At 71.9% G+C, this 18,182-nt stretch carries 19 protein-coding genes, 1 tRNA gene and 1 pseudogene; 11 read left to right on the top strand and 10 right to left on the bottom strand.

The window, feature by feature from the left end:
- Positions 1 to 43: 43 nt before the first annotated feature.
- The 5 genes from AAH979_RS39215 to AAH979_RS39195 form a co-directional block, all read right to left on the bottom strand.
- Positions 44 to 772, bottom strand: a complete 729-nt coding sequence (locus tag AAH979_RS39215) for a CDP-alcohol phosphatidyltransferase family protein (RefSeq protein ID WP_346263178.1) — start codon at positions 770 to 772, stop codon at positions 44 to 46.
- Positions 747 to 1,814, bottom strand: coding sequence for an iron-containing alcohol dehydrogenase family protein (locus AAH979_RS39210; RefSeq protein ID WP_346263177.1), 1,068 nt, complete (start codon positions 1,812 to 1,814; stop codon positions 747 to 749). The genes AAH979_RS39215 and AAH979_RS39210 overlap by 26 nt, the downstream gene beginning before the upstream one ends.
- Positions 1,802 to 2,533, bottom strand: coding sequence for a phosphocholine cytidylyltransferase family protein (locus AAH979_RS39205; protein ID WP_346263176.1), 732 nt, complete (start codon positions 2,531 to 2,533; stop codon positions 1,802 to 1,804). The genes AAH979_RS39210 and AAH979_RS39205 overlap by 13 nt, the downstream gene beginning before the upstream one ends.
- Positions 2,534 to 2,724: 191 nt before the next feature.
- On the bottom strand, positions 2,725 to 3,564 hold the full coding sequence (locus AAH979_RS39200; RefSeq protein ID WP_346263175.1) for a hypothetical protein: 840 nt from the start codon (positions 3,562 to 3,564) through the stop codon (positions 2,725 to 2,727).
- On the bottom strand, positions 3,561 to 4,010 hold the full coding sequence (locus tag AAH979_RS39195) for an NUDIX domain-containing protein (protein ID WP_346263174.1): 450 nt from the start codon (positions 4,008 to 4,010) through the stop codon (positions 3,561 to 3,563). The genes AAH979_RS39200 and AAH979_RS39195 overlap by 4 nt, the downstream gene beginning before the upstream one ends.
- Positions 4,011 to 4,122: 112 nt before the next feature.
- Between AAH979_RS39195 and AAH979_RS39190 the strand changes: the two genes are divergently transcribed.
- The 3 genes from AAH979_RS39190 (at position 4,123) to corA (ending at position 7,460) form a co-directional block, all read left to right on the top strand.
- Positions 4,123 to 4,515, top strand: a complete 393-nt coding sequence (locus AAH979_RS39190) for a CBS domain-containing protein (RefSeq protein ID WP_346263173.1) — start codon at positions 4,123 to 4,125, stop codon at positions 4,513 to 4,515.
- A 157-nt stretch (positions 4,516 to 4,672) separates the two neighbouring features.
- Entirely contained in the window at positions 4,673 to 5,767 is a 1,095-nt protein-coding gene (locus AAH979_RS39185) for a PLP-dependent aminotransferase family protein (RefSeq protein ID WP_346263172.1), read from the top strand.
- Between the two features lie 544 nt (positions 5,768 to 6,311).
- Entirely contained in the window at positions 6,312 to 7,460 is a 1,149-nt protein-coding gene (gene corA, locus AAH979_RS39180) for a magnesium/cobalt transporter CorA (RefSeq protein ID WP_346263171.1), read from the top strand.
- A gap of 124 nt (positions 7,461 to 7,584) precedes the next feature.
- Here the strand turns inward: corA and AAH979_RS39175 are convergent, their stop codons facing one another.
- Entirely contained in the window at positions 7,585 to 8,274 is a 690-nt protein-coding gene (locus AAH979_RS39175) for a hypothetical protein (protein WP_346263170.1), read from the bottom strand.
- A gap of 189 nt (positions 8,275 to 8,463) precedes the next feature.
- Here AAH979_RS39175 and AAH979_RS39170 point away from each other — a divergent pair, with 189 nt between their 5' ends.
- Both AAH979_RS39170 and AAH979_RS39165 read left to right on the top strand, forming a co-directional pair.
- On the top strand, positions 8,464 to 8,994 hold the full coding sequence (locus AAH979_RS39170; RefSeq protein ID WP_346263169.1) for a peptidylprolyl isomerase: 531 nt from the start codon (positions 8,464 to 8,466) through the stop codon (positions 8,992 to 8,994).
- Between the two features lie 70 nt (positions 8,995 to 9,064).
- Positions 9,065 to 9,976 (top strand): rhomboid family intramembrane serine protease, encoded by a 912-nt coding sequence (locus AAH979_RS39165; RefSeq protein WP_346263168.1) that lies wholly within the window; start codon positions 9,065 to 9,067, stop codon positions 9,974 to 9,976.
- Positions 9,977 to 10,032: 56 nt separating this feature from the next.
- Here AAH979_RS39165 and AAH979_RS39160 read toward each other — a convergent pair whose 3' ends face one another.
- Entirely contained in the window at positions 10,033 to 10,491 is a 459-nt protein-coding gene (locus AAH979_RS39160; protein ID WP_346263167.1) for a PH domain-containing protein, read from the bottom strand.
- A gap of 148 nt (positions 10,492 to 10,639) precedes the next feature.
- On the opposite strand from AAH979_RS39160, the gene AAH979_RS39155 reads away from it, so the two are divergent.
- The 3 genes from AAH979_RS39155 to AAH979_RS39145 all read left to right on the top strand — a co-directional run bounded on the left by AAH979_RS39155 (position 10,640) and on the right by AAH979_RS39145 (position 13,490).
- On the top strand, positions 10,640 to 11,827 hold the full coding sequence (locus AAH979_RS39155) for an acetyl-CoA C-acyltransferase (RefSeq protein WP_346263166.1): 1,188 nt from the start codon (positions 10,640 to 10,642) through the stop codon (positions 11,825 to 11,827).
- A 59-nt stretch (positions 11,828 to 11,886) separates the two neighbouring features.
- Positions 11,887 to 12,462 carry a hypothetical protein gene (locus AAH979_RS39150; protein ID WP_346263165.1) on the top strand — a complete coding sequence of 192 codons (576 nt, stop codon included), beginning with the start codon at positions 11,887 to 11,889 and terminating at the stop codon, positions 12,460 to 12,462.
- A gap of 323 nt (positions 12,463 to 12,785) precedes the next feature.
- On the top strand, positions 12,786 to 13,490 hold the full coding sequence (locus AAH979_RS39145; protein ID WP_346263164.1) for a glycosyltransferase family 2 protein: 705 nt from the start codon (positions 12,786 to 12,788) through the stop codon (positions 13,488 to 13,490).
- A 59-nt stretch (positions 13,491 to 13,549) separates the two neighbouring features.
- On the opposite strand, the gene AAH979_RS39140 is transcribed toward AAH979_RS39145, so the two are convergent.
- Together AAH979_RS39140 and AAH979_RS39135 are read right to left on the bottom strand one after the other, a co-directional pair.
- Positions 13,550 to 14,452, bottom strand: a complete 903-nt coding sequence (locus AAH979_RS39140; RefSeq protein WP_346263163.1) for a transketolase — start codon at positions 14,450 to 14,452, stop codon at positions 13,550 to 13,552.
- Positions 14,453 to 14,458: 6 nt separating this feature from the next.
- On the bottom strand, positions 14,459 to 15,196 hold the full coding sequence (locus tag AAH979_RS39135; RefSeq protein ID WP_346263162.1) for a transketolase: 738 nt from the start codon (positions 15,194 to 15,196) through the stop codon (positions 14,459 to 14,461).
- Positions 15,197 to 15,287: 91 nt separating this feature from the next.
- On the opposite strand from AAH979_RS39135, the gene soxR reads away from it, so the two are divergent.
- Entirely contained in the window at positions 15,288 to 15,797 is a 510-nt protein-coding gene (gene soxR / locus AAH979_RS39130) for a redox-sensitive transcriptional activator SoxR (protein WP_346263161.1), read from the top strand.
- 87 nt (positions 15,798 to 15,884) lie between these two features.
- On the opposite strand, the gene AAH979_RS39125 is transcribed toward soxR, so the two are convergent.
- Positions 15,885 to 16,862 carry an NAD(P)H-quinone oxidoreductase gene (locus tag AAH979_RS39125; RefSeq protein ID WP_346263160.1) on the bottom strand — a complete coding sequence of 326 codons (978 nt, stop codon included), beginning with the start codon at positions 16,860 to 16,862 and terminating at the stop codon, positions 15,885 to 15,887.
- A gap of 248 nt (positions 16,863 to 17,110) precedes the next feature.
- Here AAH979_RS39125 and AAH979_RS39120 point away from each other — a divergent pair.
- Both AAH979_RS39120 and AAH979_RS39115 read left to right on the top strand, forming a co-directional pair.
- Positions 17,111 to 17,197: transfer RNA gene (locus tag AAH979_RS39120), tRNA-Ser, on the top strand.
- Positions 17,198 to 17,992: 795 nt separating this feature from the next.
- A pseudogene (locus AAH979_RS39115) lies at positions 17,993 to 18,182 on the top strand (deaminase); the annotation flags it as partial.

Raw genomic sequence — 18,182 nt, 5'->3', positions numbered from 1 at the left:
GCACCCGCCGGCCGCCGGTGCGGCCCGACGGGTGCGGCCGAGGTCAGCGGAGCGAGGCGCGGGCCGAGAAGGCGATGCTGGCCAGCAGGAAGCCGCCGTTGACGACCGTGAACGCGGCGATCAGCCAGGTGGTCCACTCCGGTACGACGGTCAGCACCAGCCCGGCCAGGAAGATCACCGCACCGTAGTCCCGGATCAGCTTCACCAGCCGGACCGGCAGCGAGGTCGAGGTGACCATGCTGGCCGCGTTCGGGCCGGCCGCCATCACCGAGGTCACCAGATTGACCATCCAGGTGCCGGCGAAAGCCGCGACCAGCCAGATCGGTGCCGAGGGCCGCTGCGCCACCGCCGTCGCCGACAGCGCGGTGACCAGCGCGATCTGGGCTGCCACGTCACAGAGCACGTCCACCCGGGCGCCGGCCGGGCTGCCCTGGCCGGTGACCCGGGCGAGCTGCCCGTCCGCGCAGTCCAGGGCGTACGCCAACTGCCAGCCGAGCAGCGCGACCAGCCCGACCACCCAGGCCGGTACGTCCCCGGCGGCGACCGGCCCGGCCAGGGTCACCACGGTCACCGACACCGCCAGCCCGAGCACCAGGTTGCCCATGGTCAGCGCGGTGGGCGGCAGCCCCATCCGGTGCGCGGCCAGGGCCAGGGCGGCGCCGATCCGCTGGCTGATCGCCTCGCTGAACAGGCCACCGCCCCGGTTGACCCGGTAGAAGTCGGCGGCGGTGGGCGGGGACACCAGGTCAGCCGAGATGTTCACGGATTGCATCGCCGTAGTTTGCCAGCCGTTCACCGATCGCGTCAGGAGCCAGGTCGAGGTGTTCCAGAATGGTGTATCGATCCGGCCGGGTGCTCGGGGCATAGTGGACGGCGGCCACGAACTCCTCGTCGGTCAGCCCCAGCTCCGCAGGGGTGGTGGGCAGCCCGTGCCGGTGCAGGCAGGAGGCGAGCTGGCCGAACCGCTCCAGGTCGCCGCGCAGGTAGGTGCAGAAGAGCGCGCCGAGCCCGACCTGCTCGCCGTGCGACGCGGCACCCGGGTCGAGCCGGTCCAGCGCGTGCGAGATCTCGTGGCAGCCGCCGCTGACCGGCCGGGTCGAGCCGCAGATCGAGGAGGCGATCCCGCCCAGGATCAGCGCCTCGGCCAGGGTGGTCAGGAAGGCGTCGTCGGTGATCTTCCCGGGGTGGTTGAGCAGGGCCTCGGCACCGGAGCGGGCCAGCGTGACGGCGAGCCCGTCGATTGGCTCGGCGCGTACCCGGTGGGCCAGCTCCCAGTCGGCGACCGCGCTGAGGTTGCTCAGCGCGTCCCCGATCCCGGCCTGGGTCTGCCGGTCCGGGCCGTTCTCCACGAAGTCCAGGTCGACCACGATGGCGATCGGGATGTGCACCCCGTAGGAGCCCTTGCCGCCGTCGTGGTCGAGCGAGGCGGTCGGCGAGGCGATGCCGTCGTGCGCCAGGCTGGTCGCCACGGTCACCATCGGGATGCCGTAGCGCGAGGCGGCCCACTTGGCGGTGTCGATGGTCTTGCCGCCGCCGATCCCGACCACCGCGTCGTAGGAGCGGCGGCGCAGGTTCTCACCGAGTTCCTGGGCCGCGTCCAGGGTGCCGCCGGTCACGGTGAAGACGTCGGCGTTGCCGAGACCCGGCCGGCACAGCTCGGCGATCCGCTCGCCCTGCCCGGGGCCGACCACCACCGCCACCTCGCCGCCGGCCGAGATCCTCCGGTCGGCCAGCAGCGCGCCGAGGTCCGCGACCGCGCCGCGGCGCACGTCGATCACCAGCGGGGTGTTGACGGTACGGGCTAGTAGTGGCATGCGATCTCCCGGGCTCGGGCCAGGTCCTCGTGGTTGTCGACCTCGACCCAGGGCAGGTCGCCGATGGGTGCCGCCCGCACTTCGCCACCGCGCTGCGCGAACTCCTGGTAGCCGTCCTCGTAGTAGAGGTTGGGGTCGCGCCGCCAGGTCGCCTCCAGCGCGTCCGCCAGCTCACCGGCGACCCGGGACTCGATCACGGTCGCCCCGATGTACTCCCCGTACGCCTGCGCCGGGTCCATCAGCTTGCTGATCCGGACGAGCTGGCCGGAGTCGTCGAAGACCGTCTTCATCTCCTCGTCGGCGAGTTTCTTCACGGTGTCGACCGCGAGCAGGATGCCGGGGCCGCGCCGGGCGAGCAGGGTCCGCTCCACGTCGACCGGGTGCACGGTGTCGCCGTTGACCAGCAGCGCGCCCTGGGCGAAGTGCTCCCGGGCCAGCCAGAGCGAGTACGCGTTGTTCCACTCCTCGGCCCGGTCGTTGTGCACCAGGCTGAGCTTCACGCCGTACCGGTCGGAGAGAGCGGACTGCCGGGCCTCGACCGCTTCGGCCGCGTACCCGACCACCACGGTCACGTCGGTCAGCCCGACCTCGGCCAGGTTGTGCAGCGCGATGTCGAGGATCGTGGTCTCGCCGTCGACCGGAATGAGTGCCTTGGGCAGGGTGTCCGTGTACGGCCGCAGCCGGCGACCCGCCCCCGCGGCCAGTACCACACCGATCATTCCGGGTCCTTCCTCGCGACACGTCCAACGCACGGAGGATAGCGCTGCGTGTCAGGAGTACGAATTCCCGGCAAACAGCCGGCTAACCCATGTCGATGCAACGCTGGGTGAACGGGCGGAAACCACCCGTCGAGGCAGGTAACGGAAGGCGAGCTGCGGCAGCTCTTCCGGGAGGCGGGCGGGCCCGGTGCTCAACCGGGCAGCGCGGCCAGGTCGGCGAGGAGCCGCAGCCGTTCCGGCGGGGTCAGCCCGGCGTACGGGCCGGCCGCCCGACGGTCCGTCTCCAGCTCGATGGCGAGCCGTTCCGGCCCCGCCGCGAGTTCGGCGATGCTCCGGGCGGTGTGCCCGGCGGCCTGCCACGCGGCGGCGTGCGCGTCGGCGCGGTGGTACCGGAGCGTGCCGAGCCGGTTCAGCAGCAGCACGCCCGGCGGGGTGCCGTCCGGCTCGTACGGGGGTGCCACCGCCTCGAACGCCCGCCCGTCGGTCGGCCCGTCGACCGGGACGGTCTCGGCCGGGTTGGGTGGCAGGTGACCGTGCCCGGTGCCCGGTACCGGCAGCTCGGCGGGACGCAGCTCGTCGAGCGCGGCCGAGAGCAACCGGCCGAGGATGCCGACGAGCCGGCGTACCCGTTCGGGGTGCCCGGCCCAGATCTCCCCGGTCACCTCGGCGTGCAGCTCGGCGAGCTCGGCCAGGAAGGCCCGGCCGCGCTCGGTGGCCAGCACGCCGCCGTCCGGCAGCCGGTACAGCATCCCGTGCGCGACCTGCTTGTCCAGTACCCGCTGGCACTCGGCCAGGTCGCCGTAGCGGAGCAGGGCGGCCAGCCCGGCGCGGTCGATGGTGCCGCCGGGCGCCGCCAGCCGGGTCCGGAAGTCGATCAGGAAGCCGGTCGCGGCCGGCCCGCCGTAACTCTGGATCAGTTCGGCGCCGCCCCGGACCCGGGTGGTCGCCATGACGGTGCGGAAGACCCGGTCGACGGCCGGCCAGACCAGCGCGGCGGCCTGGTGCGGGGCGAGCGGGACCGGGTCGTTCACAGGCCGATCAGGTGCAGGGCGCGGAAACCGTCCTCCGCGATCCGCCGGATCAGCCCGTCGTTGACGTCGCGGTGCTCGTCGAGCACGGCGACCTCGTCCTCGCCGAGCCACCGGAACTCGGTGTGCTTGCCCGCCTCCAGCCGGGGGCGGGCGAGGTCGCCGTCGACCCGGACGAGGAAGTCGGTCTCGATCCGGTCGATGCCGTCCTCGGGCGTGTACCGGTATTCGCCGACCGTGCCCAGCACCAGCGAGACGGTCCAGCCGGTCTCCTCGGTGACCTCACGGAACAGCGCCTCTTCGACCGTCTCGCCCGGTTCGAGGTGACCACCGACGATGTCCCAGGTGTTGGGAAAGAGCTTCCGGTGAGGGGACCGTCGCTGGATGAAGATCCGGCCCTCGTCGTCGACGATCAGGGCTCCGGCGCAGCGTAGGGGCTCTGTGGACACGCGTCGAGACTAGCCACCCCGGTCCCGCCGCCCACACCGCCGCTTGTGGTTCCCCGGCGGAGCGTCCAGTCTGTCCCTAACCGGTGTCCCCGTCCCAAGGATGTGATGAGTGATGCGGGTACGTGAAGCGATGTCCAGCAATGTCCTGGTGGTCGGCCCGGAGCACTCCCTCCGGCAGGCCGCCGAGATGATGGCCGAGCGGGGCGTCGGCTCCGCGGTCGTCGTCGACCCCGACTCCGAGGGCATCGGCATCATGACCGAGCGCGACGTGCTCAAGGCCGTCGGCGCCGGCCTCGACGTCGACGTCGAACGGACCGCCGCGCACCTGACCTGGGACGTGGTCTACGCCGGACCGGACTGGACGGTGCACGAGGCCGCCGAGGCGATGTCCCGGGGCGGCTTTCGGCACCTGGTGGTGCTGGACGACGGCGAGGTGATCGGGATGATCTCGGTCCGGGACATCGTCCGGGTCTGGGTCGGCGCCCCGGCGGTCGCCTCGATCTGACCGACCCGAAGCCCGAGGGTCCGGCCGTCCCGTCCAGCGGGCGCCGGACCGTCACCAGCCGGGGCGAATCGCCCGCCGGCCGGTTTCGGTCGCCCAAGATACGGACATTGTCGTGCCTCCGCCCGGGACGCTGGCAGCGCCCGTACGCTGGGTAGTCATGACTGTCGAGCAGCTGATCTCCTTCGCCCGTGGGGCGCCGTCGCTGGACATCGTCGACATCGAGGGGCTGAAGGCCGCGGCCGGACGCGCGTTCGACGCCGACCCCGCCGGCATCACCGGGTACGGGACATCCGTCGGATACCCGCCCCTGCGGAAGTGGATCGCCGACAAGCACGGCGTCGAGGTCGACCAGGTCCTGGTCACCAACGGGTCCCTCCAGGCCGACGCGTTCCTGTTCCAGCACCTGGTACGCGCCGGCGACGCGGTCGTGGTGGAGCGGCCGACCTACGACCGGACCCTGCTCAACCTGCAACGCCAGGGCGGTGAGCTGCACCCGGTCACCATCCAGCCGGACGGAGTCGACACCGACGAGCTGGGCAAACTGCTCGAGTCCGGGGTACGCCCGAAGCTGGCGCACATCATCCCCAACTTCCAGAACCCCGCCGGGGTGACCCTGTCGGCGGAGAAGCGGCAGGCCCTGCTCGACCTCGCCGCCGAGTACGACTTCACGATCTTCGAGGACGACCCGTACGCGGACATCCGGTTCCGGGGCGAACCCCTGCCCTCGATGCTCTCGCTCGACCGGCAGGGCAGCGTGGTGCACGCCTCCAGCTTCACCAAGACGGTCTGCCCGGGCGTCCGGGTCGGCTACCTGGTCGGCCCCGCCCCGCTGATCGCGGACATCGCCAAGGAGGCGACCAACCTCTACATCTCGCCCGGCATGGTGGCCCAGGCGATCGTGCACCAGTTCTGCGTCAGCGGCGACCTGGACCGGTCGATCCGGACCGTCAGCACCGCGCTCGGCGAGCGGGCCGCCGCGCTGGCCGCCGCACTGCGGGAGCACATCCCGGACGCCCGGTTCACCGAACCGAACGGCGGCTACTTCCTCTGGATCGAGCTGCCGCAGAACGTGCACGTGGACCGGCTGGCGCCGGCCGCGGCCGAGCGGGGCGTCACGGTCGTCAAGGGCAGCGACTTCCTGGTGGAGGGGGGCCAGCACGCATTGCGGCTGGCGTACTCCGGGGTGACCGTCGACCAGATCGACGAGGGGGTCCGCCGGCTCGCCGACGCGGTGCGGGCGGTACGCGAGTAACCGGTGTTCCACGGCTGACCGGTGCGACGGATGCCGGGGTACGCCGCCGGGGCGAACACCGCCCGGTGGCCGTACCCCGGCTTTTCGCGTCCGGAGCGGGTGGGCGGTGCCGGGGCGGGGCCTTCGGTCGCTCGGCCGGCGGGCGGATGTCAAGCCGACCGGGCGTTTCGGTGGGAATCTTCTGTCAGATATCTGACAATAGTGGCCGTCGGCGAATTTCGGGGCTTCCTACGCGCCGGTAGCCGGCCCACAATGCTGCGAGCGCCACTCGCGTGGAGGCCGCTCGTTCCGCCCCGGGACGGCAGGCTTCCGGCTGCGGCTGGCGCGCCCGGAACAGAACCCCCGCCCCCACGGTGCCGGGTGGGCCGTCCGCACCTTACCCCCCGACGTGGACGGTCCACCCGGCGCCACTTTTCCGGGCCGGCGCTGGCGAACACGTCCCACCAGCGGCGCCGCCAGGGGTGATCCGCGACATGTCCGGCGCCGAGTGCCGGCGGCGTACGCTGCAACCCGCGACCGAACGGGCCGAAAGGGGGCGGTGGCGATGCCGGATCAAACCGATTCCGATCGAGTGGCGGTCAGTGGGAACAGCCGGCCGAGACCCCGGGCCTGGACGGCACCGGTGCGGGCGGTGACCCGGATGCTCAGCACCGAGGTCGGTCAGCAGCGGACCCCGGAGAACTCCCGGCCGGACGGGCAGGGCGTGGTCGACTGCGGGCTCTACGTCGATGGCGTACGCCAGCCGGGACAGCTCGGTTACGCCGAGGCGCTGGACGCCGCGCGGCAGCAGCCCGGCGCCTTCGTGTGGCTGGGCGTGCACGAACCGAGCCAGGCGGAGATGGCCGGCATCGCGGCGGCGTACGGGTTGCACGAGCTGGCCGTCGAGGACGCCGTCAAGGCGGAGCAGCGCCCCAAGCTGGAGCGCTTCGGCGAGGTCAGCTTCCTGGTGCTGCGTACCGTCCGGTACGTCCGGCACGGCGAGCTGACCGAGAACTCCGAAGTGATCGAGACCGGCCAGGTGATGCTCTTCATCGGGCCGAACTTCGTGCTCACCGTCCGGCACGGGGACGCCTGCCGGCTGGCGCCGGTCCGCTCCGACCTGGAGGCCCGGCAGGAGATCCTTCGCCAGGGGCCGTGGGCGGTGGCGTACGCCGTGATGGACCGGGTGGTGGACATCTACCTGGAGGTGACCGACCGGGTCGGTGATGACCTGGACGTGCTGGAGGGCGAGGTCTTCGCCCGGCAGGCGCACGGCCGGATCCAGCGGATCTACCAGATGAAGCGGGAGCTGGTCGAGTTCAAGCGGGCGGTCGTCCCGCTGCAACGCCCGATGATGACGCTGACCGCGCAGGTCAACCGGGAGGTGCCGAAGGAGATCCGGCGGTACTTCCGGGACGTGCAGGACCACCTGACCCGCACGGTGGAGCAGGTCAACTCCTACGACGACCTGCTCAACTCGATCCTCCAGGCCCGGCTGGCCCAGGTCACGGTCGACCAGAACAACGACATGCGCAAGATCGCCGCCTGGGCCGCCATCGCCGCGGTCTGGACCGCGATCGCCGGCATCTACGGGATGAACTTCGACTTCATGCCGGAGACCGGCTGGAAGTACGGCTATCCGGTCGTACTCGCGCTGATGCTGCTGATCTCGCTCGGCCTCTACCGCTGGTTCCGGCGCAACCGCTGGCTCTGATCCGCACCGGCGGCGCGTACGGTCGCGGCGTGGGGCGTTCCCGCCCCACGCCGCTGTGACCGTCCCCGGACGACGCCACCTGCCCGGAACCGCTCCGGGTGGTGCGCCCGTACCACCGGGGCGCTCAGTTGCCGCTGTTGCGCGACGCGGCCGTACCAAGCAGCCCGTCGGACTTGTCGCCGCTCTTCGTCGCCACCTTCTTGGCCCCCTCGGTGATCGGCCCGGTCGAGATCTTCTCGCCGGCCGTCGCCGTACGGTCCTTCGCCTTCTCCATCGGCGCGGACTTCGGCCCGGTGGGTTCCCGGGTCATGCCGCCCGCCGAGTTGCCCATGATCGTGGCGGCGTCGTCGCGTACGGCGTCCAGCGTGGCCGCCGGGTCGTACTCGTCCCACGGGCGCTGCCCGCGCCGCCGCATCGCGACCGCGCCCATGGCGCCGGCCACCGCCCCCGCGACCAACAGCCCGGTCAGGACCGGCCAGCGTCGACGCATCATCGAGTTCTTCTTCCGCATCGCTCTCATCTTCTTCGACCTCGCCTTACGGGCGACCGAGCCGGCCTGGCGGGCGCCGTCCGTGGCGGCCGTGGCCAACGGTGCGAACCTGGTCATCGCCGACTCCCAGCCGTCCGACGCCGTCGCCCGCACCCTGGTCGCCGTCGGCGCGAGATAGGCCCGGGCGGCGTCCGCCCGCGGCCCCACCGTTGCCCCGACCCCGGACGCCGCGTGGGTGGCCGCGCGCATCAGGTGATCGAGGCTCTCGCCCAGTTCGGCCTTGACGAGCTTCCTGCGGGATCTGCGCCCCCCGAATCCAAACACCGGTCCCCACCTCCTTGGGTGTTGTTCCCCCGTCATCCTGCACCCTCGGATGCGCCCGCACTGCCAGAACGGGCACATGGGAGGATCCGCATAGAAACACCTACCAGCGCCGGCCTGCGCCTCCTGGCCGGCGGACCGTCCCGCCGGCCGGCACCTCGCGGCCAGCGGCATGTCGATCGAGGAGTACTCGTGGCCGAGGCCGCCTACGCAACCCTGCACACCAACGCCGGTCCGATCCGGCTGGAGCTGTTTCCGAACCACGCCCCGAAGACCGTGCGGAACTTCGTGGAACTCGCCGAGGGGACCCGGCAGTACACCGACCCGCGCACCGGCCAGCCGGGCAGCGGACCGTACTACGACGGCACCATCTCGCACCGGGTGATCAGCGGATTCATGATCCAGATGGGTGACCCGACCGGCACCGGCCGGGGTGGCCCGGGTTACAACTTCGCCGACGAGTTCCACCCGGACCTGCGGTTCGACCGGCCGTACCTGCTCGCGATGGCGAACGCCGGTCCGGGCACCAACGGCTCGCAGTTCTTCATCACCGTCGCGCCGACCCCGCACCTGAACAACCGGCACACCATCTTCGGCCAGGTCGCGGACGAGGAGTCGGCGAAGGTCGTCGACGCGATCGCCAACACCCCGACCGGCGCACAGGACCGGCCGCTCCAGGATGTGGTCATCGAGCGCGTCGAGATCGCGCGTAAGGACGGCTGACGTCGATCCCGGGTACCTTTGCCTGCATGAGTCGTAGCGGGCGGAGGTCGGGCATGAGCGGAGCAGCGGCATGAGCGAGTCGCCGCCGACCACACCGGTCTGCTACCGCCACCCGTCCCGGGAGACCTATGTCCGGTGCACCCGGTGCGACCGGCCGATCTGTCCCGACTGCATGCGGGAGGCATCGGTCGGGCACCAGTGCCCGGAGTGCGTGGCGGAGGGCCGCCGCGGCCAGCGGCCGGCGCGGACCGTCTTCGGTGGCGGTGCCGCCGGCCGCCGGGGCTACGTCACCAAGGTGCTGATCGGGATCAACATCGCGTTGATCCTGCTCTCCATCTACACCGCCCGGGGCGGCGACGCGGTGGCCGGGGCCGGCTTCGGTGGCCTGCTCGGCGGGGCGACCCCGCTGACTGACTGGGGCGCCGTGCTCGGCCTGGACCGGGTCGGGCCGTTCGGCGTCGAGGAGGGCATCGCGGCCGGTGAATACTACCGGCTCTTCACCGCGATGTTCCTGCACTACGGGCTGCTGCACCTGTTGATGAACATGTGGGCGCTCTGGGTGCTGGGCCGCTCCCTGGAGGCCACTCTCGGCCCGCTCCGGTTCCTGGCGCTCTACCTCGTCGCGGGGGTGGGCGGCAACGTCGCGGCCTACCTGTTCAGCCCGGCGAACGCCCGGACAGTCGGCGCGTCGACCGCGATCTTCGGGCTCTTCGCCGCGCTCTTTGTGATCATGCGTCGACTGGGTCGGGACACCTCGTCGGTGATCCCGATCCTCGTGGTCAACCTGGTCTTCACCTTCGCCGTACCCGGGATCTCCATCGCCGGTCACCTCGGCGGGCTGACCGCCGGCGCGGCGATGGCCCTGGTGCTGGCCTACGCGCCCCGGTCCCGCCGCACGCTCTTCCAGGTCGGTGGCGGTGCGGTGATCGGACTGGTACTGACCGGCCTGACCCTGATGCAGTCCGCCGCCCTGCTCGCCTGAAGCTCGGCGGGGCACCGGACGCGACGACCGACCGCCGGATCCGGCGGCCCGGCGGCTCAGTACGCCGGGCCGCCGCCGGCCGGGCCGCCGGCGCGTACGGCGTGCAGCACCTCGGCGACCTCGCGCGGCGCGACCCCGAGGTCGTACCGGCTGAACAGGTGCAGCGAGGCGCCCCGGTCGATCTCCAGCGTCTCGGTCGCCAGCCCGAGGCGGGGCCGGGTGTCCACGGTGATCCGTTCGATCTCCGACCACGGGATGTGCCGCCGTCCGGCGAAGCCCTGGATCACGGTGACCCCGTCGGGGTCCACCGCGAGCCGGACCGGCGCCACCAGGTCCCGTACGCCCCAGCCGAGCAGGACGGCTCCGACCAGCAGTCCGATGCCGAGTCGTACCGGGTCGCCGTCGGCGAAGAGGGCGCCGAGCGCGACGAAGAGGGCCGCGCCGCCGAGCTTGCACACCGGCAGCGCGGTCTCGACGCGCCAGCGCCGTGCGGGAGTGTCCGGTTCGGAGTGCACGGGTCCAGGATGCCATCACCATCCCGGGCGGCCGTCCGGGCGCGGTCACGGGTCGCCGCCGCCGGGCGGACCGGTGCGGCGGGACCTCTTCCGGTCACCACCCACCGACGGCGTAGGATCGGAGTAGCCAAGTTACTGGGGAGTAGACATGGCGGACGCGGTCATCGTCGGTGCGGTACGAACCCCGGTCGGGCGGCGCGGTGGAGCACTCGGCACCGTGCATCCGGTCGACCTCTCGGCGCGGGTGCTCACGGCGCTCGCCGAACGCGCCGGGCTTGACCCGGCCGAGGTGGACGACGTGATCTGGGGCTGCGTCTCCCAGGTCGGCGAGCAGGCCTGGAACGTCGGCCGCAACGCCGTACTCGCCGCGGGCTGGCCGGAGTCGGTGCCCGGCACCACGCTCGACCGGCAGTGCGGGTCGAGCCAGCAGGCGCTGCACTTCGCGGCGGCGGCGGTCGCCTCCGGCCAGGCCGACCTGGTGGTCGCCGGTGGCGTGGAGTCGATGACCCGGGTGCCGATGGGCAGCAGCATCTCACCCGGACCGGCCGGCACCGGCCTGCCCTACGGCGACCTGGTCCGGGACCGCTACCGGGGTACGCCCGGCTTCGCCGCCGACGAACCGGTGCCGTTCAACCAGGGCGTCGGCGCGGAGCTGATCGCCGCCCGCTGGGGGCTGACCCGGCGACAGCTCGACGAGTACGCGCTGGCCAGTCACCAGAAGGCCGCCGCCGCCCAGGATGCCGGTGCCTTCGAGGCGGAGATCGTCCCGGTGGTCGTACCGGACGGCGCGAAGGCGGTCGCCGACGAGGGAATCCGCCGGGAGACCAGCCTGGAGCGGCTGGCCGAGCTGAAGACCCCGTTCCGGGCCGACGGGGTGGTCACCGCCGGCTCCGCCTCGCAGATCTCCGACGGTGCCGCCGCGCTCGCGGTGACCACCTCCGAGTGGGCCCGGCAGCGCGGCCTGCGACCGCTGGCCCGGATCCACACCGCCGTGGTCACCGCCGACGATCCGGTGCTGATGCTCACCGCACCAATCCCGGCCACCGCCAGGGCGCTGCGCCGAGCCGGGCTCGGTATCGAGGAGATCGGGGTGTACGAGGTGAACGAGGCGTTCGCCCCGGTGCCGCTCGCCTGGCTGGCCGAGACCGAGGCCGATCCCGCGCGGCTCAACCCCCGGGGCGGGGCGATCGCCCTCGGCCATCCGCTCGGTGGCTCCGGCGCCCGGATCATGACCACGATGCTCCAGTACATGCGGGACCACGGCGTCCGGTACGGACTCCAGACCATGTGCGAGGGCGGCGGGATGGCCAACGCCACCATCGTGGAACTTCTATAATTTCATTCTCATCCATGCCTCGGCCGCGTCATCCCTGGCCGGATCTCGTTGGGAAAGGCGTGGATGTGTTCTGTCGAACGTTCCTGCCGGCCGCCGCCGAGACCGGGGTGGCCAGCCCGACCGTGAGTCGGCACCTGCCGGTCCTGCGCAACTGCGTACCGGCCGGCGAGGTCACCGTGCTGGTGACCCGGTGCACCCGCCCGGAACAGCCCGTGCACGGCTGCCTGCTGCTGCTCACCACCCGCCGGCTGGTGGTCACTGAGCAGACCCGGCTGCTGCATCGGCTGCGGCTGCACCTCAACACCGAGCTGCGGCACCTCAACAACGTCGCGTGGAACCCCGACCCCCGAGCCTCGATGGTCGAGCTGGCCGCGACCGCCGTGGACGGCGTACGCGAGCGGTTTCTGATCCGGGCCGACCGGCCCAGCCAGATGTGGCAGCTCGACGCCCTGTTCAGCCAGGTCTTCCGGCCGAAGATGGCGGCCCGGTGCGGGGTGGCGAACTCCGCCGCGCCGGTCGACCGCCCGGCCGTGCTCGGCACCGGGCACCGCCCGCTGCCGACGGCGGCGGCTCTGCCGGCCCGACTGACCGCACCGGCCCGCGCACCGCGACTCAGCCCCGCCGTAGCCGTCTGAGCCGCCGGTCAGCAGCGGGGCCACCGGCCGAGCCGACGTCGGGCGGCCACGAGTATCCCCCCGGAAACCGGTGGTACGCCCCCGGAAGGTGGCGCGGGTTTCACCGTCTGGTTACTGGCCGGAGGGCAGAACGGTCACCTCCGAGGGGGTGGCCGCTCCTTACCCCGACCCCGCCGCCGGCCCGCTCCGACCCCGCCGCCGGCCCGCTCCGACCCCGCCGAACGGAGGTGATCCGGGAGGCCGGGTGCGGATGCCAGGCATGGCGGAGGCCGGTAATCAGGCTAGGCTAGGGCCGATTTGTTGTCGGCACCGTGGAGATCCCCGTGAAGCTCTCGATCCTCATGCCGGTCTACAACGAGGAAGAACGCATCGCGGACGCCCTCAAGCAAGCCCTCGCGGTCGACTATCCGTGCGAGATCGAACTCGTCGTGGTCGATGACGGCAGCCGTGATGGTACCGGAGAGATCCTCGGCCGGGCCGACGACACCCGGCTCCGGGTGATCACCCATCCCCGCAACGCCGGCAAGGGTGCGGCGATCCGGACCGCGGTGGACAACGCCGAGGGCGAATACATGGTGATCCTCGACGCAGACCTGGAGTACGACCCGCAGGACATCCCGAAGCTGCTCGCCCCGGTATTGGACGGCCGGGCCACGGTGGTCTACGGAAATCGGACATTTGGCAGCCACAGCGCCTACAGCTTCTGGTACGTGATGGGCAACAAGGCTGTCACCACCGCCGCCAACGTGCTGTTCAACTCCTACATCGGGGATCTGGAGACCTGCTTCAAGCTGATGCCGGTCGGGCTCTACCGTTCGCTGGACGTCCGCTCCCGGGGCTTCGGGATGGAGGCGGAGGTGACCGGCAAGCTGCTGCGCCGCCGGATCCGCCCGTACGAGGTGCCGATCAGCTACCGGGCCCGCAACCGGGAAGAGGGCAAGAAGATCACCTGGAAGGACGGCGTCGAGGCGCTGCTGATCCTTAGCCGGGAGCGTACCCGCCGTCGGGAGACCCCCGGCCAGCGCTGAGACGGCCGGCTGGCCACCCCCGACCCGGCTACGGGCCAGGGGTGCGGTCGCAGCGGTGGTCAGCCGAGAAATTCGGTGATCGACCGGCGCAGGCCCGCCGGGTCGAGGCCGTGCCACCGGGCGTGGTCGGCCGGCTCGCCGTACCGGCGCAGGTCGGTGCGGCCCACGCCGAGCGAGAGCGACCGGTGTGGTACCCCGCCCAGCACCGTGCCGAGCAGCGCGCTGGACGTACCGGCCAGGTACGGCTCCACCAGCACCACCGCCGGGGCGGTACCGGCCGAGGTGGCCGCGCCGACCAGTTCCCGCAGTCCGACGACGTCGAACGGGCGCGGCGTGTGGGTGTACGCGACCGTCACGTCCAGCCCGGCGACCGCCGCCAGCACCGGGTGGAGCATCGGGCCGACCGCCACCACCAGGGCCGCGCCGGCCGAACCCCGGCGCAGTACCGCCAGCCGCCCGGCGCCGGGCAGTGGCACCTCGTTGACCTGGGTGGAGAGCCGCAGGTAGACCCGGTCGTCGTGCCGGACGGCGGCCCGGAGCAGCCCGGGCACCTCGGCCGGATGCCCGGGCACGTGCACCGTCCAGTCGGTGAGGGTGTCCAGCAGGGCCACGTCGCCCGGGGACATGTGCGTGCGGCCCATGCTCGCCCCGTCGTACGACGCGCCGACGCTGACCACCACCGCACCCACCCCCTGGTGGTCGAGGTCGAGCTTGAGCTGCTCGTACGCCCGGTCGACGGCGAACGTGGCGTACGAGTGCACGATCGGGCGCAGCCCGGTCAGGGCGAGCCCGCCGGCCACCCCGACCATCAACTGCTCCCGGATCCCGACGTTGAGCACCCGGTCCGGGTGCTGCCGGGCGGCGGGCGCGAAACTCGACGCCGAGATGTCGGCGAGCACGACCGCGGTACGCGGATCGTCGGCCAGCAGTGCGGTGGCGGTGTTGACGAAGGTGTCGCGCATCGTCGGTCACTCCTTCGGTTCGACGACCGCGACGACCACGTGCGGCCGCTCCGGTCGGTGGGCGGCGAGTGCTGTCTCGATCGCGTCGTGGTCCCGGCCGTCGACCGTGCTGGCGGACCAGCCGTGCACGGTGAACCGGCTGGCTATCCCGCCCGGCCACCCGTGGCTGGCGGACTGGTTGTCGATCACGATCGCGGTGAGCGTGCCCAGCCCGGTCGCGCCGGCGTACGCCATCGCCTCGTGGTTCGATCCCTCGTCGAGTTCGGCGTCGCCGAGTAGGACGTAGACCCGGGGCTGGTCCAAGCCCTGGGCGCGGAGCCCGAGCGCGGTGCCGACGCCCAGCCCGAGGCCGTGGCCGAGCGAGCCGGTGCCGATCTCGACGCCGGGGATCAGCACCCGGTCCGGGTGGTGACCGAGCCGGCTCTCCGGGCCGGCCAGGTCGTCGAGCCAGTGCTCCGGGATGAACCCCTTGGCGGCGAGCACCGCGTAGTAGGCGGCCGGTCCGTGCCCCTTGGAGAGCAGGAAGCGGTCCCGGTCGGGGTCGTCGGCGGTCGCCGGGGAGACCCGGAGGATACGGTCGTAGAGCACCCAGAGCACGTCGAGGGTCGAGTGTGCGCTGGGCGCGTGTTTCTCGTCACCGGTCAGCCGGCGTAGCAGCGGACCGAGTGCGGCCGGGAGGCCGGAGCGCCGGACGTGCGGTGCGGACGGGCGGGTACGCCCTGGCGTGGTGGCTGTCGTGGTCATGCCTCTACCCTGCAAGTTGAAGCTCGCTTCAACTCAAGGCTTTTCCGGGACAGCTATCGATCCGGTCCGACCGTCTGTGAGGGGGATCGCCGTGCGGCAGGAGACCCTGACCATCGGGGAGCTGGCCGCCCGCTCCGGCGTGGCGACCTCGGCACTGCGCTACTACGAGCGGCTCGGGCTGATCCGGGCCGGGCGTACCGGAGGCAACCAGCGGCGCTTCGACCGGGCCGAGCTGCGCCGGGTGGCGTTCATCCGGATCTCCCAGCAGCTCGGGGTGTCACTGGAGGAGATCCGGGGGGCGCTCGCCGAGCTGCCGGACGGGCGTACCCCGACCAAGGCCGACTGGGCGCGGCTCTCCGCGAGGTGGCGTCGCCGGCTGGACGAGAAGATCGACCTGATGACCCGGCTGCGCGACGACCTCACCAACTGCATCGGCTGCGGTTGCCTGTCGCTGCGCGGTTGCAACCTCTACAACCCGGACGACGAGCTGGCCGCGCAGGGCCCAGGCCCACGCCGGATGCTGCCCGCCCCGCCCGCCGGGTCGGAGCGGCCGGCCGATCCGGTGAAGAGCCGGGCTGATCCGGTCGATCAGTCCCGCTGATCCGGTTGACTAGTCGGTTGAGCCGGTGCCCGACCGGCTGATCGGCCGACGGGGCCGTCCCGGTCCTCGCTCGACGGTCCGGGCGGTTCACTCGACCGTGAGCAGCACCTTGCCGAGGTGGTCGCTGGAGTCCACGATCCGGTGCGCCTCGGCCGCCTCCGACATCGGCAGCCGACGGTAGATCACCGGGCGGATCGCGCCCGACTCGACCAGCGGCCACACCTCCTCGCGTACGCCCCGGACGATCGCGGCCTTCTCCACGGCGGGTCGGGAGCGCAGCGCGGTCGCGGCCACCGAGCCCCGCTTGGCCAGCAGCGCGGCCAGGTCCAGTTCGCCCTTGCGGCCACCCTGGAGGCCGATCACCACGATCCGACCGCCGGTGGCCAGCGCCTTGACGTTGCGACCCAGGTAGGACGCGCCCATGATGTCCAGGATCACGTCGGCGCCCCGGCCGTCGGTGAGCCGCTTCGTCGCCTCGACGAAGTCCTCCTCGGCGTAGTCGATGACCCCGCTGGCGCCCAACTCGCGAAGCCGGTCGTGCTTGTTGCCCCGGGCGGTGGCCAGTACGGTGGCGCCGAGGGCCGTGCCGAGCTGGATAGCGAAGGTGCCGATGCCGCTGCCGCCGCCGTGTACGAGCAGCGTCTCCCCGATGCCGAGCCGGGCCAGTTGGACCACGTTGGACCAGACCGTGCAGGCAACCTCGGGCAGCGCCGCCGCGTCGACCAGGTCGACCCCCTCCGGCACCGGCAGGAGCTGCCCGGCCGGCACCGCCACCCGTTCGGCGTAGCCGCCGCCGCTGAGCAGCGCGCAGGCCGGATCGCCGACACTCCAGCCGGTCACCTCCGCACCGACCGCGCTGACCACGCCCGCACACTCCAGGCCCGGGTACGGCGGAGCACCCGGCGGAGGCGGATAGTGCCCCTGGCGTTGCAGCAGGTCGGCCCGGTTGACCGCACTCGCCCGGACGTCGAGCGTCACCTCGTCCGGTCCGGGGGTCGGCTCGGGCACGTCGGCCCAGACCAACGCCTCGGGCCCGCCCGGCTCGGGAATCGTGATCGCCTTCATCGGTCCAGTCTTACCCCATCCTGTTTCCGCCCCACGCCTCGGCCCGGAGTCCGGTCCGGTTGGTCAAACCCGACGACGGTCGGCGGTGCCCGCCGGTACGCCCGTCACCCCCCGGGCGCCGTCGATCCTGCCGGGTACGCCTGTCGATCCGGCCGGTGGCCTCCCGGCCGGGTACGCCCGGCCGGCCGCCGGCCATGGCACACTAGGCACGGCCGTGGACCGCCGTTCCATCGACGACCACGGCCCCGGGAGGGCTCGCCTAGTGGCCGATGGCGCTGGTCTTGAAAACCGGTAGGGCGGCAACGTCCTCGTGGGTTCGAATCCCACGCCCTCCGCCCCCGAACAGCCAGAACCTCCCCTGAGCAGCGCGAACCCCGATCAGGGGGCGCGTGCTGTCGGACGTGAGTGGGCCTCACTTCGTCTCGGTCGAGGTCGCGCGTCGCACCGGTCGTGTCGTTACACGTCGGCATTCCCCGGCTCTCCCTCGGTCGAGACGAGGGAGGCGTCGACAACCCGGCCCGCGCCGTTGGGTGGCGGTAGGGATGATCGGCACGGTATCCGGATGTACCCATCTGCGGATGCCTCGGGCGGGCCGGTCCGAGGCCAACTGCGCTGGTCGATCATGCGATAGCAGCGGGGCGCCAACGGGCCGGCGGCTGACGACACGGGCGCCGATCCAACCTGAAGCTGATCTGAAACAGCGTCATGATTGCCTCCGTACCGGAGATCACGCCGGGCATACCCGCGCGGAAACTGGATTGGATCGAACACGAGAGGTTGGCTTGGCTGCATCAGTGCTCGACATGTCGGTGCCGCTCGACGGTTGCAGGTGATCGGCGCACACACAGCGCAGTGGGCGATCGAGGCCGGGGTTCTGGATGAGGTACAGCTTCATCTGATTCCGCCGGTCGGGCCTGACTGCATCTGGTGTGCCGCCACGCACCGTGGTGCCTTCTTTCCCCGCCGTGTCGCTGACCACGCTGACCCTTCGCCACCGTCTTGGCCGTGGCCAAGTCCTGGGGCCGCATCCGGGGCGGCCGGCTTCCAGGAGGCCAGCGGCGATGAATATTCGCCGTGGTCGACCGCCGGTATCCCCAACACCTGATCAACCGCTAGTTGAGGAGAGCATCATGACCGCTACCTACACCTTCGACGTCTTCTCCAGCCTCGACGGCTTCGGCGCCGCCAGCGGCGACTGGCGCGGCTACTGGGGCAAGCAGGGCCCCGAGCTGCTCGACCACCGCCTCGCCGTGTACAGCGAGGCGCAGCGGATGGTCTTCGGGGCCAACACGTACCGGGCGTTCGCGCGGATGCTGGCCG

It is taken from the genome of Plantactinospora sp. ZYX-F-223, assembly GCF_039649625.1.
Classification (GTDB): Bacteria; Actinomycetota; Actinomycetes; order Mycobacteriales; family Micromonosporaceae; genus Plantactinospora.
This window is presented reverse-complemented; position numbering and strand designations above follow the sequence as displayed.